Here is a 15,010-nt window from a genome sequence, read left to right on the forward strand (position 1 = left end):
ACTACAATGTTCAACATACCTCTCGCAAGCCCATTCTGTATAATTTATCGTACCGGGCTCCCACCTAACCCCAGCTCTCTGAACGCATCAAATATACGTACTCTTCTTGCTCATCGATTTCATCTATTGAAGTTACTTGTGATTATAAATTATATTTTTATATTTGTAAAGCGCACTTTATCTTTTATTATTTTAAAACCTTTTCCTCTAATTCTCGCAAAAAACTTTCTCTTTTCCCCTCGTTTTGCATATATACTGATTTCAACACTTCCTGGAGCAATATATTTCGTTCCCTCTTTTCTAACTGTAAATCTTTTAACTTCACCCTTACTTCATATAAAAAATCTAAATACGATTCATATGTCTCATCATATTTATTTGCAATCTCATCTCGAATTTTTTTTGCGAGCTTCGGGCTCGCTCCCCCAGTAGAAACTGCTATATTAAGCAAACCACGATGAATCGCTGCCGGAAAATGAACATTACCACTTTCCGGATTTGTAATAACATTTACTAATTGATTCTCCGCGGCATCTTCAGCAACTTGTTCATTTAATATTGAATCACTACTCGCTGCAACAACTAAAAAAGCACTTTTAATATCACTTTTTTCATATTCTCTTTGATACCAACGAATTTTCTTTTCTTCCACAAGTTTTACTAAATTCGCATCTAATTCTGGACTGATTACAACTATATCTGCACCTTGTTTGAGTAAAGGAATAATTTTAAATCCTGCAACTTTTCCCCCACCAATAACAACAACACGTTTCTCATTAACTCGCACTGTAAGTGGATACATACTGATCTCCCTTCAATAACTCCGTCGTTTTCTGAATTAACATATCTTGAAACGCTTCATTCTTCCCTAAATATGGACTGATTTTTATCTCTTCCAATTCATATTGGCGCACTTCTTTCTCAATATGTTTCATAAGTAAACCTGTAAATAACAAGTAAGGCAGTACAACGATGTTCTTTTCTTTTCGTTCTACAACTTCCTTTAACTTCTCCTCAAATTTTGGCTCTGCAGCCGCTAAATAACAAACTTCTACTTTTTTAACCTTCTCTTCCGTTTGAAATAAAGAAGCAATCCAGTTTATATCTCTTAATACTTCAGGATCACTGCTCCCTCTTGCAACGAGAAGTAACGTCACTTCATTTTTATCTTCCTGTTCGATGCCACTTCCGCTATACACCGATTTAACAAGTGTTTCTGACACACCAAACGGATTACCATAAGTCACTTTAACATTCGGATATTGATTCTTGAGCTTTACCAATTCAAACGGGATATCTTTTTTTACATGACCTGCCGCTAATAAAAAAACTGGAATAACAATAACCTCTGTAGCACCACGCTTCAAACATATACGGAACCCTTCATCAATATTTGGATTCGCTAACTCTAAAAAACAAACTTCTTGAATATTCGCTTCTATACGACTCATACACGATGTAATAAATTGAATCGCCTCTTCTTTCGCTGTCTTCAAACGACTTCCATGACATATATATAAGACGGCTTTCATTTTACAACACTCCACTTACTTGATAAGCATTTTCCGTTTGCTTCTCAAACCAATGAATTTTTTCTCTAAAACGGACAACTTCTCCAATTACAATCATGCTCGGATTTTGAATTTGCTCTTTTTTCGCAACATCTACAATTGTCCCTAACGTTCCAACAACTGTGCGCTGCATAGACGTCGTCCCCTGCTCAATAATAGCAGCTGGCGTACTTTTATCTTTTCCATGCTTCATCAGTTGTTCGCATATGTAGGATAAATTACTAACCCCCATATATACAGCTAACGTCTCTACACCTTTCGCTAAATTTTCCCATTTCACTTCTTCTTTAGCACCTTCTTTCCTATGCCCAGTCACAATAGCAAAACTTGCACTTGCATCACGGTGCGTCACTGGAATACCAGCATAAGCAGGTGCAGCTATTCCAGACGAAATACCTGGGACGATTTCAAATGGTACACCTTGCTTTGCTAATGCTTCCGCTTCTTCTCCTCCTCTACCAAATACAAATGGATCACCGCCCTTAAGCCTCGTTACAACTTTTCCTTTTTTCGCATACTTAATAAGAAATGTATTAATTGTTTCTTGCTTCATCGTGTGATAATTCGGGAGTTTCCCGCAATAAATTAAATCCGCATCAGGCTTTGCGTGTGAAAGCAGCTCTTTATTCACAAGGCGATCGTATAAAATAACATCTGCCTTCTCAATACATTTCAATCCTTTAACAGTAATTAAATCTGGATCGCCAGGACCCGCTCCAACAATATAAACCTTTCCCATCATCTCTCCTCATTTCTTCTATTAAAATGAAACTTCCATTCGTATATAAGAATGGAAGTTTTTATTTTTTCGTATTACTGATCTCTACTCATGAATAACAAATGCCGCACCTTTTCGAATCTTCTTTTTTTCAAACAAAGAAATCTCTTTTACCTCTGGCAACGGTAAAAAATGCTTTTCAAGCTCAATCTCCGCAAGCTTAAATGCCTGTTCTTCACTTTGAGCAACAACAACAATCGGAACAATATCACTCACTAATACAGCTTCAAATCGATATAAATCCATATTGTCCTCCCTAAGACGCTATGACATCTTCTAACACGTTATTTAACGCTATTTGTAATGTATCTACACCAACACGACCTACAAAATCATAAAATGTTTCGGCTGGTAATTTATTCTCTTTGAAATAACTTATAAATGATGCGAGTACATCAGGTAAATCCTCGCCATCTATTTTTCCTTTTAACTTTTGATTGTAGGCACCGCCATCTAACAACGTTCCACCTACGTATATTTCAAACGCTTCAACAATTCCCTTTTCCTTCGTTTTCATTTTCACCCCTTGTAATCCAATGTCAGCAATTTGACGTTGACCACATGAATTCGGGCATCCTACCATATGAATTCGAACTGGAACATCAAGTGCAATTTGTGTATCTAAGTATTCTGCAATTTTTCGTAATCTTTCTTTCGTTTCTACTAGTGCAAGATTACAATATTCAATACCAGTACATGAAACCGCATGACCAATAAATGATTTCGGGCTTGCAGATATCGCTTCAAACAACGGTTCACTAAGTAATCCTTTTACATTTTCCGGCGGAACGTTCGGAATAATAAAATTTTGTGAATTACATGTACGAATTTGTCCATTTCCATATTGCTTTGCGATTCTTGCAATCTCAAACATTTCTTCTGCATGTAAACGACCTACTGGTACATTAAAACCTACATATTTTAATCCCTCTTGTTTTTGGTCTTGAACACCATAAAAATAGCCTGCATTCCATCCTTTGAGTGCACTTTCCCCTTTACTTTGTAAAGGCCCTGTATACTCTATTAGTTTCTCTTTAAACTTCTCTGCTCCCCAGTCCGCAACAAGAAATTTCAAACGGGCTAAATGACGTTTCTCACGATATCCAAAATCACGGAATATAGTAGCAATCGCAATCGCCACTTCCTTCACTTCTTCTGGTAAAACAAACACATCTAATTCATCAGCTAAATATGGACGGGCTGATAACCCTCCGCCTACTTTTATATGAAAACCAACTTTTTTCTCACCATCTATTTCTTTCGTAGCAGGTGTAAATGCAACACAGTTAATCTCTGCGTTTGCTGAGTTATAAATATTAGAACTAATAGACATTTTAAATTTACGTGGCAAGTTAGAAAACTCTTCATTATGTTGGAAGTAGTCATATACTTCTTTCACAATATGTGTCGTATCAAATAGTTCATTTGCATCAATTCCAGCAAGCGGATTACCTGTAATATTCCGCGTAATATCACCACAAGCCCCCGCTGAAGATAATCCAACTCTTGCTAATCTTTTAAAAATATCTGGAATTTGCTGAATTTCTAACCAGTGAAACTGAATCGCCTGTCTCGTAGTAATATCTATTACATCACGTCCATAATCCTCAGCGATAGAAGCAAGTACTTCTGCCTGCGCATTTGTAATAATCCCTGACGGAATATTTACCCGCATCATAAAATAACCAGCTTCTTTTGGACGTTGTAAATACAATCCTGCCCATTTAAAGGCATCCCACTCTTCTTTCGGAATAGATTCAAATCCATTTTCCGCATAGTAAGGAATATCATTAAAAATTTCTAAACCATCTTTTTCTAATTTATTTTTCTCCGTCTGATTTAATTTTTCATTGTTAGCCCATACTTTTTCATAACTCATTTTTAAATCCCCCTATATAAAGTGAAACTTTAATCAGTAGAGTTTTGTTCATCCCACGCTGATTATTAGCCTTAACCAATCGGGTATTTACGGGCAACCCGACTCCCACCTAACTTCTTTGCCCCAACCGAGTTTTGAGGTGGGAATTTTACTTCCCGGCAAATAGCGGGATAAAACTACGCTCTTGTAAGTACTTCACGATTTGTTCTGCACATTCTTCAATAGAATATTTGTGCGTTTCTACAATTAATTCTGCTTGTTCTGGCTCTTCATAAGGCGAATCAATACCTGTGAAATCCTTAATATCACCTTTTCTTGCCTTTTTATAAAGCCCTTTCGGATCACGTTTCTCACACTCTTCAATCGGACACTTCACAAAAATTTCAATAAATTCATCTGCCGCTAATAAATCTCTTACTTGTTTGCGATCTACTCGAAATGGTGAAATAAATGCTGTAAGGACAACTGTTCCTTGATCTACAAATAACTTTGCCACTTCGCCAATACGTCTTATATTTTCCATGCGATCACTTTCAGAAAATCCTAAGTCTTTATTTAAACCGTGGCGAATGTTATCCCCATCCAGCACATAATTTCCAATATTCTTTTCAAACAGTTTACGAGCGACCGCATTCGCTACTGTAGATTTACCCGAAGCTGATAAACCAGTAAACCAAATTACAAAACTGTGATGTCCATTCTTCACTCTTCTATCATCTTTTGAAACCGAAGCTATATGCCAAGTAATATTCGTATCCATCTCGTTCTCTCCCTATTCTGTTACTACTTCTTTTTTTAAACCTTTAATTAGCACTTCTACTACTTCTTTACGACTAAATGTACTTGGCGGAATCTCACCGTTTCTTAATAATTCTCTTACTTTCGTACCCGATAAAATAACATGATCTTCTTTTCCGTGCGGACATGTTTTCGTTGAAGCCATCGCTTCACATTTCGTGCAGTAAAAACTATGTTCAAAGAATAGTGGTGTAATGCCTAACTCTTCTATCGTAAAATTCGTGAAGATTTCTTGCGCTTCGTATGTTCCGTAATAATCTCCTACTCCGGCATGATCACGCCCTACAATAAAGTGTGTACATCCAAAATTCTTTCTTACTAACGCATGAAATATAGCTTCCCTTGGTCCTGCGTAACGCATTGCAGCAGGAAATACACTTAAAAAGACACGATTTTTCGGATAATAGTTTTGAAGGAGTACTTCATAGCTTTCCATTCTTACATCAGCAGGAATATCATCCGATTTCGTTTCTCCAACGAGTGGATTTAAAAAGAGACCATCTACAATTTCAAGAGCAGATTTTTGAATATACTCATGGGCACGATGTACCGGGTTTCTCGTTTGAAATCCGACTACTGTTTTCCACCCACGTTTTTTAAATTCTTCTCTCGTTTCAATTGGGTCTAAACGATAAGAAGGAAATTGATTATTTTCAAAGCGTTTTGTTAGAATAATAGTTCCTCCAACGTAAACGTTTGGCCGTTCATATAACTTTTTCACTCCTGGATGAACCTCATCCGTTGTTTTATATACAAGTAACGCTTCTTTTTCTTTATCTGGTACGAAAATATCTTCTATTTGAATAACACCATATATATTTCCATTGTTGACAAGCTTTACTTCCTCTCCAGTCTTCAGGCTTTCTGCGACTTCTTCTGTTACCGGTAATGTAATCGGTATACTCCACACACTACCATTTGCTAAACGAAGCGTTTCTACGACTGAATCATAATCTTCCTTCCCTAAAAAACCAGTAAGCGGGCTATATCCACCTGTCGCCAATAGTTCTAAATCACTTAAAGCAATATTGTCTAATTTAATTTCTTTTTCAATTTGTGATACATCATATGTCTCATCTATACGGTTTACTAATTCGTTTACTGTGCTCATTTTCTATATCCCCTCTTAGCTTTATTTCAAGATTCATCTTATTGATAATGAAGACCACATTCGGTTTTCATTTTCCCAGCCCATCTACCATCTCTTGAATCGCCACCATCCCCTACAGGTAAAGTACATTTCTCACACCCAATACTTGGATAGCCAACATCATGCAACGGGTTATACGGCAAGCTATGTTTGTATACATATCGCCAAACTTCTTTCCACGTCCAATGAATGAGTGGACAAACTTTAATAGATTGAAAACGATGATCTTGATTTATAAACTTTGTATGCTTACGTGTTTCTGATTGTTCCCTTCTTAAGCCCGATATCCATGCTTTTTCCACGACTAATGATTTTTCTAAAGGTAAAATTTTTCTAATCTTACAACAAAGATTCGGATTGCTCTCCCACAGTTTTTCACCATGCAACTTCGCCTGTTCATCAAGTGTAAGTTCTGGCTGTTTTTCTATAATATTCAATGAAGGAAATCGTTCCCTCACTCTTTGAATTAATTCATACGTTTCTTGAAAATGAACATTTGTATCTAAAAATACAACTTTAGCAGATGGATTTACTTGGTTTATAAGGTGCAGCAATACCATACCTTCCACCCCAAAGCTACATGCATAGACGATTTCATCTTTATACTCTTCATAAGCCCAATTTAATACTGATAACGCGCCTTTTGTTTCATCTTCTTCCGAAAATGAAACAACATTTTCTTCCCACGTTTCATACGTCAACATGTTTTTTCCCCCTGTAAAAGCAAAAAGACGGTTTTAACCTAATGAAAATAGGTTAAAACCGCCTCTAGTTTTTCTAGTCAGCGCTTTTCACTTTAAACGTACTTTTTCACTTTTCTCTAACTGAATTACTTTTCCATCTTGTACAACAATTGTAATTGAACCATATTTCATATCAGCAAGCATCGCTTCAATCTTCTCGGATACTTCATCAAAATGTTCCCGCACACTCACGCGAACAGCCCCCCTTTTTATTCATAAAAAAAATCTTTCCCATTTCGAAAAGACTGTTCGGTAATATATTTTACCTTATCTTTCAAAATGGATTCCATTTTGCTGGATTTAGCACCTTGCTTTCTATAAGCAGGTTGCCGAGCTTCTTCGGGCCAGTTCCCTCCGCTTCTCTTGATAAGCTTTGTATTTGTATTTTATCACAATTCTGATTTTTTTCAATCCTAGTTTTCCGATATATTTTAATTATTTTATTTTACAAAAAAGGAATTGCCCATCCGAACAACTCCTTTTTCTATTTAGACAAGCTCTTTAATACGTATGCGATCGTTCCCAATAATATTTTCATATGTTTCGCGTTCCACAACTACTTGCGATGTTCCGCCTTTTGCAAAGACCACGGCTGGTCTTCGAATCCGATTGTAATTATTCGCCATCGAATACCCGTAGGCTCCTGTACAGGAAACTGCTAGTAAATCAGCAGAAGCGACTTTTGGTAAATGAATATCCCAAATCAACATATCTCCACTCTCACAGCATTTCCCAGCAATCGAAACGAGTTCCTCATTCTCATCATTCCCTCGATTCGCTAACATTGCTTCATAACGCGCACTATATAAAGCAGGTCTTAAATTATCTGTCATTCCACCATCGACTGATACATATTTCCGAATACCAGGAATATCTTTCACAGATCCAACTGTATAAATTGTTGTCCCAGCATCACCTACAATGCTACGGCCTGGTTCAATCCATATTTCTGGCAATGGATATTCACATACAGTAAATTGTTCTCTCACTGCACTTGTTACAGCTCGCACATATGTCTCAAGAGTTAATGGTGTATCCGACTCTGTGTAGCGTATTCCAAATCCCCCGCCTACATTTAATACTTTTACTACATAGTTTGTTTGCTCTCTCACTTCTTCTAAAAATTGGCGAAGAACTTCAATTGCTCGAACAAAACCAGCTGTTTCAAATATTTGCGATCCGATATGTGAATGAATCCCTAGCACATTATAATTTGATTTTTGTAAAGCAAATCCAATTGCCTGCATCGCTTGACCGTTTGAAACGCCAAATCCAAATTTCGAATCATCTTGGCCTGTTGTAATATATTCATGTGTGTGCGCCTCTACTCCAGGCGTTACACGAATTAATATGTTCACAAATTTTCCATGTTGCATCGCTAAATCGTGTAAAACTTCTAATTCAAAGAAATTATCTACGACAAAACAACCAATATTCGCCTGAAGAGCCATCACTATCTCTTCTTCTGTTTTATTATTTCCATGAAAATGAATACGTGATGCTGGAAATCCTGCTTGGAGCGCAGTATATAATTCTCCCCCAGAAACAACGTCTAATGACATATTCTCTTCACGAGCTACTCGGCACATCTCCATGCACAAGAACGCCTTGCTTGCATATGCTACTTGATAAGAGAAACCACTTTCTTTAAAAGCACGATGAAACGCTCGGCATTTTCCTCGAATAGACTCTTCATCGTATACATAAAGTGGTGTTCCGTATTGCTTTGCTAGCTGCGTCGTATCGCACCCTCCAATTTCTAAGTGTCCTTGCCCATTAATTCGGCTTGTGCCGTGTAAATACATTTAAATTCCTCCCTTATTTCCTCTAAAACTCATAACCCCAATCTTCTATTCATTGCAGCACGCTTTTAGATAGACAAAAAACGCGCGGAACAATGTTCACACGCGTTTCTTATTAGGAAAAATATATATTGAAAAAATAAACGAGTTGTTATCTCCTCAAAATAAGAAACCGCATCAACATCTCCAAATAGCTCTCCATAAAATAAATCTTATGACAGTACTACATTTATTCAATGTAGTCCCAATATATGAATAAGATGGTTATTCTTATATTTCGGCAATAGTCCCTTTCAACCTATGATCACAGATTCCATTAAATCTCCCATAGCTTACTCTTTCCTATCGCGGCCTCTACCTTTGAGAGTAGATGAGGTAAGTCTATTTAATTTTCAAACATCTAATTGTTGCTATTAACAATACCAAAGGACCATTTTATTTGTCAAACAATTTTTTATATTGTTTTTTTACAGTTTAATTTTGTATCGTTTGGTAAGCGCTTTACTGAAATCTTTGTCACTTCCCATTCGCCTTCTTCGTTATTAAATGTAATCGTTACCTTCTCAAATGGTGGAGCAATTTTCCCAGCAACACGTTCATACTTTGTCACTTCAATACTTGCTTGAAATAAATATGTACCGCTATACACTTTTTTTAAACTAATAATTTTAGGACATTGATAAGGTTTCAAACTTCCATATTGTTTTTCAATTGCTTTATTTATTTTTGGAAATAAAACAGAATAAAGTGCATCTTCCATAAGAGGTGCATCATATTGAGCTACCGACACACTCGGTGAAGTAAAAAGTATAACACTACTGCATGCTATAAAATATAATAATTTTCGCATTATAACCTCCGTATATCACGCGATTCTTTCTACGTACGATAATTATCATACATAGAAATTCTGTTTTATTGTCTCCCACCAATCTTTTTCTACTCGATTATTATAAAAAAGCCCACAACCCCCTTTTATTTTCGTATAATGATACTCATAGTATAATAATCATAATAACAAAGGACTGTTCGTATATATAAAAGGAGTCGTTAAGCAAACTGACTCACAAGAACTGTCATGCTTTTTAGGAGAGGAGTATATTATGCTACAACATCTGTTTCCAAAACTGCGATTTGCACTCGTTGCAGTCGTTTTACTATGGATTAAAACATATATTGTGTACAAGCTAGCATTTGATATTAAAATTGATAATTTCTTTGAAGAATTCATGCTTTTTATTAATCCACTAGCTGCGTTACTTTTATTTTTCGGCTTAGCTTTACTTGCATCTAAGCACCGAAACCGAATTATAATTGGAATCAGTTTTATACTGTCATTTATTTTATTTGGAAACGCAATGTTTTATGGGTTCTATAACGATTTCGTTACTTTCCCGGTTTTATTCCAAACAAACAATATGGCTGATTTAGGGACAAGTATAAAAGAACTCTTTACGTACAAAACATTACTTTTATTTGCAGATGCAATTATTTTAATGTTTATTTCGCGTAAATTCCCATCATTTGGCGACAAAACACCACTTTCCCGCTCAGAGAAGCGAACTTTCTTTAGCGGTGTAGCAGCTTTATTAGCACTACAAATTGTTGTATCAGTTATTTATAAACCACAAATGTTCTCACGCTCATTTGACCGTCAAACTGTTGTGAAAAATTTAGGTTTATACACATATCATCTATTTGATATTACACTTCAATCCAAGTCTTCAGCTGAGCGTGTATTTGCAAGTGGCGATGGATTTTCTGAAATTAAGAACTATACAGACTCAAAAGACAAGCAAGTTGATAAAAACTTATTTGGAGCTGCAAAAGGTAAAAATGTAATTTTAATTTCAATGGAATCTACACAAAGCTTTGTTATTAATAAAAAAATAAATGGAAAAGAAATTACACCATTTTTAAATGAATTTATTAAGGATAGCTTCTATTTCGATAACTTCTATCATCAAACTGGACAAGGTAAAACTTCTGATGCTGAATTTATCGTTGAAAACTCACTTTACCCACTAGATCGTGGTTCTGTATTCTTTACTCATGCAACAAATGAATACACAGCTACACCAGAACAATTAAAGAAATACGGATATTCTTCTGCCGTCTTCCATTCAAACGATAAAACGTTTTGGAATCGGGATGTAATGTATCCTACACTTGGATATGATCGTTACTTTAATTTAAATGATTACGTAGGAACGGAACAAATGTCTGTCGGTTGGGGATTAAAAGATAAAGAGTTCTTTGAACAATCTATTCCAAAGTTAAAATCTTTACCGCAACCGTTCTATACAAAATTTATTACATTAACAAATCATTTTCCGTTTCTTCTAAATCCGGAAGACCAATATGTTGATGAATTCAACTCAGAAAGTGGTGTTGTAAACCGCTACTTCCCAACTGTTCGTTACACAGATGAAGCTCTTAAATTATTTATTAAACAATTAAAAGAAGAAGGACTGTATGATAATTCCGTTATTGTCATTTATGGTGATCATTATGGTATTTCCGAAAACCATAACGCAGCTATGGCACAGTTCCTAGGAAAAGATACTATTACACCATTCGATTCTATGCAATTACAACGCGTTCCTCTTATTATTCATGTGCCTGGTCAAGAAGGAAAAGTTGTTTCTAAAGTATCTGGTCAAATTGATATTAAACCAACGCTCCTTCATTTACTTGGTATTAAAACAAATAAATCCGTTGAATTTGGAACTGACTTATTTATTAAAGAAAAAGACCCGCTTATGGTAATGCGTGATGGTAGCTTTGTTTCTGAAGAGTATGTTTATACAAAAAATATGTGCTACAAAAGAAGTACGGGTGAAGAAGCTGACATGACGCTATGTCAGCCGTATGTTGAAAAAGCAAAAACAGAATTAAAACTCTCCGATAAATTAATTTATGGAGATTTATTACGTTTCGATCCTAATAATCGATATAAAACCGGAACGATGACAACGAAATTTGAATAGTAAAGGAAGCAACTTTATACAAGTTGCTTCCTCTTTTTATTTTCACTTAATTTATTCCTCATCCTTCTATGAAATCTTTCACAAATTGGTAATTTCTTTCGTATGAGGAATAAATTTATGGTATGATAAAATAAGTAAACTTTCATACACTAATTAAGAATTTATTACAGAAAGCAAGGGATCAGATTTTGTATAGAGCAGCTATTCCAAACTTATTTACGCTCGGAAATTTATATAGCGGATTTTTATCAATCGGCTATGCATCTTTAGGATATTATAAATCAGCTGCTATTTTAGTACTTATCGGGATGATGTTAGATAGTCTTGATGGTCGTGTTGCTCGTTTATTACGTGTTGATTCACAAATGGGAAAAGAGCTCGACTCGCTTGCAGATGTCGTAACATTTGGTGCAGCACCTGCTGTTTTAATGTATTACACATCTTTCTCAAACTACGGAATCATCGGATTATACATAGCGGGATTATTCCCTCTTTTCGGGGCATATCGTTTAGCACGATTTAATGTAACACCATCTTCTACTTCAATGAAATATTTCACTGGAGTACCGATTACAGCAGCGGGAGGGCTTGTTGCTTTCTTAACATTATTTTCACATACCATTCCAAAAATCGTTCTTATTACCGTATTTGTAACGTTCGCATTTTTAATGGTGAGCCGCATTCGTATCCCAAGTTTAAAAGATGTACCAATTCCACGATATAGCATCATTATTACACTATTTTTAGTTGGAATCATTATTACAATGTATCAAACAGGATTTGGCAATTTTTCTGTTTTCTTATTCATTGCCATTCCACTATATATTTTGTACATGTTATCTCAATTCATTAGACAAAGACCGTCTAAAAAAGCGAATAAAGAAAAATAAGAAACCTTCCGAGTCCGGAAGGTTTCTTTTTATTTTGTGACTAATACCTTTTGATTTACAGGTGTTACTGGCTCTTCGCCGTTTAATACAGCTAAAATATTTCTGACAGCCATTTCAGCCATCGCATCACGAGTTTCAAACGTTGCATTCCCTACGTGTGGAGCAAGCACTACATTCTTTAATTCTTTTAGCTCTTCTGTAATTTTCGGTTCAAATTCAAACACATCAAGAGCTGCCCCTTCAATTTCATTCGTTTTTAATGCATGAGCAAGTGCCGCTTCATTCATAATTGGTCCACGTGAAGCATTTACAATATACGCTGTTTTCTTCATCGTTTTAAACTGCTCTTCATCAATCATATGATGTAATTTTGGATTATAAGCACAGTTAATTGTAATAAAATCTGCTGTTTGTAATAATTCTTCCAACGTCACATACGTTGCTCCCAGTTCACTTTCAGCTTCAAGCTTACGATTTGGCCCTGTATATAAAACACCCATTCCAAATGCTCTCGCACGTTTTGCAACAGCCTTCCCGATTTCTCCAAGACCAATAATTCCAATTGTCTTACCGTGGACTTCTCGTCCTAAGAAAAATAACGGTGCCCATCCGTTAAATCCAGTCGTACGACATAACGTATCCCCTTCAGGAATTCTACGCGCCGCTGCTAAAAGAAGTGCAAATGTTAATTCTGCAGTCGCTTCCGTTGATACTTTCGGTGTATTCGTTACTGCAATTCCTTTTTCGCCAGCATACGTGTAATCAATATTGTCGTAACCAGCACCATAGTTTGCAACAATCTTTAAATGAGGCGCTGCATCAATAACTTCTTTTGGCACCTTTGTTGAAAGTAAACTTAACAATGCATCTTTATCTTTTACACGCTCTGTTAATTCATCTATAGAAATTAACTCCTCTTTATCGTACATTTCTACATCATGATCTTTTAATAGTTCTAATCCAATTCCTGGGATTTTTCCCGCTACTAATATTTTTGCCACTACTAACACCTCTTCTATAGAAAATAAGATATCTCTTATATTTCATTGTAAGAAATCCACATATAAAAACCAAGGAATTTGATTATAGTTTTGAAAATCGACACTTTTCCATAAAAAAAGAGGAGATACAACTCTCCCCTCTTCTTACGCTTTTTCCTGCGATTCTTTTCCGAGCTTCACATCAATAGTTCCTTCTGCAACCGTATCGCTAATTTGCTCTTCAATAACCGATTGAGATGCAGCATTCGTTTCAGACGTATAAGCTTGTTGCTGTGCAACTTGTACATTTTGTTTATTTTTTTGTTTCGCCATTTCTTACCCTCCTTTTCATTCTTTCTTATTTTGAACAAAAAGGACGGTTTTCATCAAAAAATCGCGTTTCATTTTAAATTTGTTACTTCTTCTTCAAGCAACCTCATTACTCTTGCTCGCTTCGTAAATGTTGCGACCTGAGTAACACCGTGAGCTCGTAATGTTTGTACATTTTCTTGTACATAATTCCCTAAATCATTTGGATAATGGGCATCCGAAGAAATCGTAATTGGAACACCATACTTAGCTAATACTTGTAAATATAGTGGACTTGGGCACATCTCACGAACAGGGTAACGATAGTACAGTCCTGCATTTATTTCTGTTGCCGTATTCGTTTCTACTAACGCACAGGCAATTTCCTTATAATAAGAAAGCTGTTCATTCTCATCCAATCGATAATTAAATACTTTTATATTATCAAGATGAGCGATAATATCAAATAACTCTGTATGAATCGCACTCTCAACTGTTTTAAAAAACGTATCGTATAATGTGCGTAGGTCATGCACCTCAAAATATTCTTTCGTATCCGGATTATCAAATCCCCAGCCATTTAGAAAATGAACGGAACCAATTACATAATCAAAGTCTCCTAGCGCTAATAATTCTTTTAACTCTCCTTCACAATCAAGAAAATAATCCGCTTCAATTCCAAGTTTAAGTGTGACACCTCTTTTACTCCATCGTTCTTTCGCTTCTTCAATTGCCTTTGTAAAATCATACAGTGAAACTACCCTTACTTGATCTAACCATTCCTTCTGTATACGACCAAGCTTAGAATCACTAATATCTACATATTTTTCATAATATCCTTTCGCTTCATGAAAACGATATAGATGATCAACAATTCCCACTTCTTTTATTCCTTTTCGCACAGCTTCTTCTAAATAGAGATCCATCCATTCTTTTGTAAATGGCCCTTCCTTCACACGCTTTTGCAAACGCTCTTGTGCTTTCATAAGCCAATCAATAGAATGCCTTTCTTGAAGCGGTTCATAACATTCCAACGCTTCATTTATTTTAGCAAGCCATCTTATTGAATACGGTCCTTCTTCTAAGTGAAGATGATAATCTACTTTCATATACATTCCCC

The 15,010-nt window shown here is 35.8% G+C and carries 16 protein-coding genes, 2 riboswitches and 1 other annotated feature (1 of these 19 running past the window's edge); of the genes, 2 read left to right on the plus strand and 14 right to left on the minus strand.

Annotated features, from left to right (window positions below; translation table 11 throughout):
• Positions 1–123, minus strand: a binding site (T-box leader) (it extends 126 nt beyond the left edge of the window).
• Positions 124–187: 64 nt separating this feature from the next.
• The 11 genes from ACYFX0_RS07030 to ACYFX0_RS07080 form a co-directional block, all read right to left on the minus strand.
• On the minus strand, positions 188–802 hold the full coding sequence (locus ACYFX0_RS07030; RefSeq protein WP_000283361.1) for an NAD(P)-binding protein: 615 nt from the start codon (positions 800–802) through the stop codon (positions 188–190).
• Complete coding sequence (locus ACYFX0_RS07035; protein ID WP_042597455.1) at positions 777–1,532, minus strand: sirohydrochlorin chelatase; 756 nt, start codon at positions 1,530–1,532, stop codon at positions 777–779. Before ACYFX0_RS07035 ends, ACYFX0_RS07030 begins: the two co-directional genes overlap by 26 nt.
• 1 nt (position 1,533) lies before the next feature.
• On the minus strand, positions 1,534–2,310 hold the full coding sequence (gene cobA, locus ACYFX0_RS07040) for a uroporphyrinogen-III C-methyltransferase (RefSeq protein ID WP_086397268.1): 777 nt from the start codon (positions 2,308–2,310) through the stop codon (positions 1,534–1,536).
• 84 nt (positions 2,311–2,394) lie between these two features.
• A complete protein-coding gene (locus ACYFX0_RS07045) occupies positions 2,395–2,595 on the minus strand; it encodes a DUF3906 family protein (RefSeq protein WP_000366918.1) in 201 nt (66 codons plus the stop codon).
• 10 nt (positions 2,596–2,605) lie between these two features.
• The gene (locus ACYFX0_RS07050; protein WP_042597453.1) at positions 2,606–4,228 is read right to left on the minus strand and encodes a nitrite/sulfite reductase; all 1,623 of its coding nucleotides are present in this window, start codon (positions 4,226–4,228) and stop codon (positions 2,606–2,608) included.
• 148 nt (positions 4,229–4,376) lie between these two features.
• A complete protein-coding gene (cysC, locus tag ACYFX0_RS07055; RefSeq protein ID WP_042597452.1) occupies positions 4,377–4,988 on the minus strand; it encodes an adenylyl-sulfate kinase in 612 nt (203 codons plus the stop codon).
• 12 nt (positions 4,989–5,000) lie between these two features.
• The gene (sat, locus tag ACYFX0_RS07060) at positions 5,001–6,137 is read right to left on the minus strand and encodes a sulfate adenylyltransferase (protein ID WP_086398463.1); all 1,137 of its coding nucleotides are present in this window, start codon (positions 6,135–6,137) and stop codon (positions 5,001–5,003) included.
• 38 nt (positions 6,138–6,175) lie between these two features.
• Complete coding sequence (locus tag ACYFX0_RS07065) at positions 6,176–6,880, minus strand: phosphoadenylyl-sulfate reductase (protein WP_000959017.1); 705 nt, start codon at positions 6,878–6,880, stop codon at positions 6,176–6,178.
• Between the two features lie 87 nt (positions 6,881–6,967).
• Positions 6,968–7,111, minus strand: coding sequence for a YezD family protein (locus ACYFX0_RS07070; RefSeq protein WP_000116158.1), 144 nt, complete (start codon positions 7,109–7,111; stop codon positions 6,968–6,970).
• 72 nt (positions 7,112–7,183) lie between these two features.
• A riboswitch (SAM riboswitch) is annotated at positions 7,184–7,292 on the minus strand.
• A 115-nt stretch (positions 7,293–7,407) separates the two neighbouring features.
• The gene (lysA, locus tag ACYFX0_RS07075; protein WP_000280643.1) at positions 7,408–8,724 is read right to left on the minus strand and encodes a diaminopimelate decarboxylase; all 1,317 of its coding nucleotides are present in this window, start codon (positions 8,722–8,724) and stop codon (positions 7,408–7,410) included.
• A gap of 180 nt (positions 8,725–8,904) precedes the next feature.
• Positions 8,905–9,086: riboswitch (Lysine riboswitch) on the minus strand.
• Between the two features lie 89 nt (positions 9,087–9,175).
• Complete coding sequence (locus ACYFX0_RS07080) at positions 9,176–9,571, minus strand: DUF3888 domain-containing protein (RefSeq protein WP_001228823.1); 396 nt, start codon at positions 9,569–9,571, stop codon at positions 9,176–9,178.
• Positions 9,572–9,824: 253 nt separating this feature from the next.
• On the opposite strand from ACYFX0_RS07080, the gene ACYFX0_RS07085 reads away from it, so the two are divergent.
• Positions 9,825–11,711 carry an LTA synthase family protein gene (locus ACYFX0_RS07085; RefSeq protein WP_106103191.1) on the plus strand — a complete coding sequence of 629 codons (1,887 nt, stop codon included), beginning with the start codon at positions 9,825–9,827 and terminating at the stop codon, positions 11,709–11,711.
• A gap of 188 nt (positions 11,712–11,899) precedes the next feature.
• On the plus strand, positions 11,900–12,601 hold the full coding sequence (gene pssA, locus ACYFX0_RS07090) for a CDP-diacylglycerol--serine O-phosphatidyltransferase (RefSeq protein ID WP_000285417.1): 702 nt from the start codon (positions 11,900–11,902) through the stop codon (positions 12,599–12,601).
• Positions 12,602–12,630: 29 nt separating this feature from the next.
• Here pssA and ACYFX0_RS07095 read toward each other — a convergent pair whose 3' ends face one another.
• The 3 genes from ACYFX0_RS07095 to ACYFX0_RS07105 all read right to left on the minus strand — a co-directional run bounded on the left by ACYFX0_RS07095 (position 12,631) and on the right by ACYFX0_RS07105 (position 14,999).
• Entirely contained in the window at positions 12,631–13,602 is a 972-nt protein-coding gene (locus ACYFX0_RS07095; RefSeq protein ID WP_106081434.1) for an NAD(P)-dependent oxidoreductase, read from the minus strand.
• 144 nt (positions 13,603–13,746) lie between these two features.
• Positions 13,747–13,914, minus strand: a complete 168-nt coding sequence (locus ACYFX0_RS07100; protein ID WP_106081435.1) for a DUF4025 domain-containing protein — start codon at positions 13,912–13,914, stop codon at positions 13,747–13,749.
• A gap of 68 nt (positions 13,915–13,982) precedes the next feature.
• A complete protein-coding gene (locus tag ACYFX0_RS07105; RefSeq protein WP_106081436.1) occupies positions 13,983–14,999 on the minus strand; it encodes a histidinol phosphate phosphatase domain-containing protein in 1,017 nt (338 codons plus the stop codon).
• Positions 15,000–15,010 lie beyond the last annotated feature (11 nt).

It is taken from the genome of Bacillus sp. NEAU-Y102 (assembly GCF_054788175.1).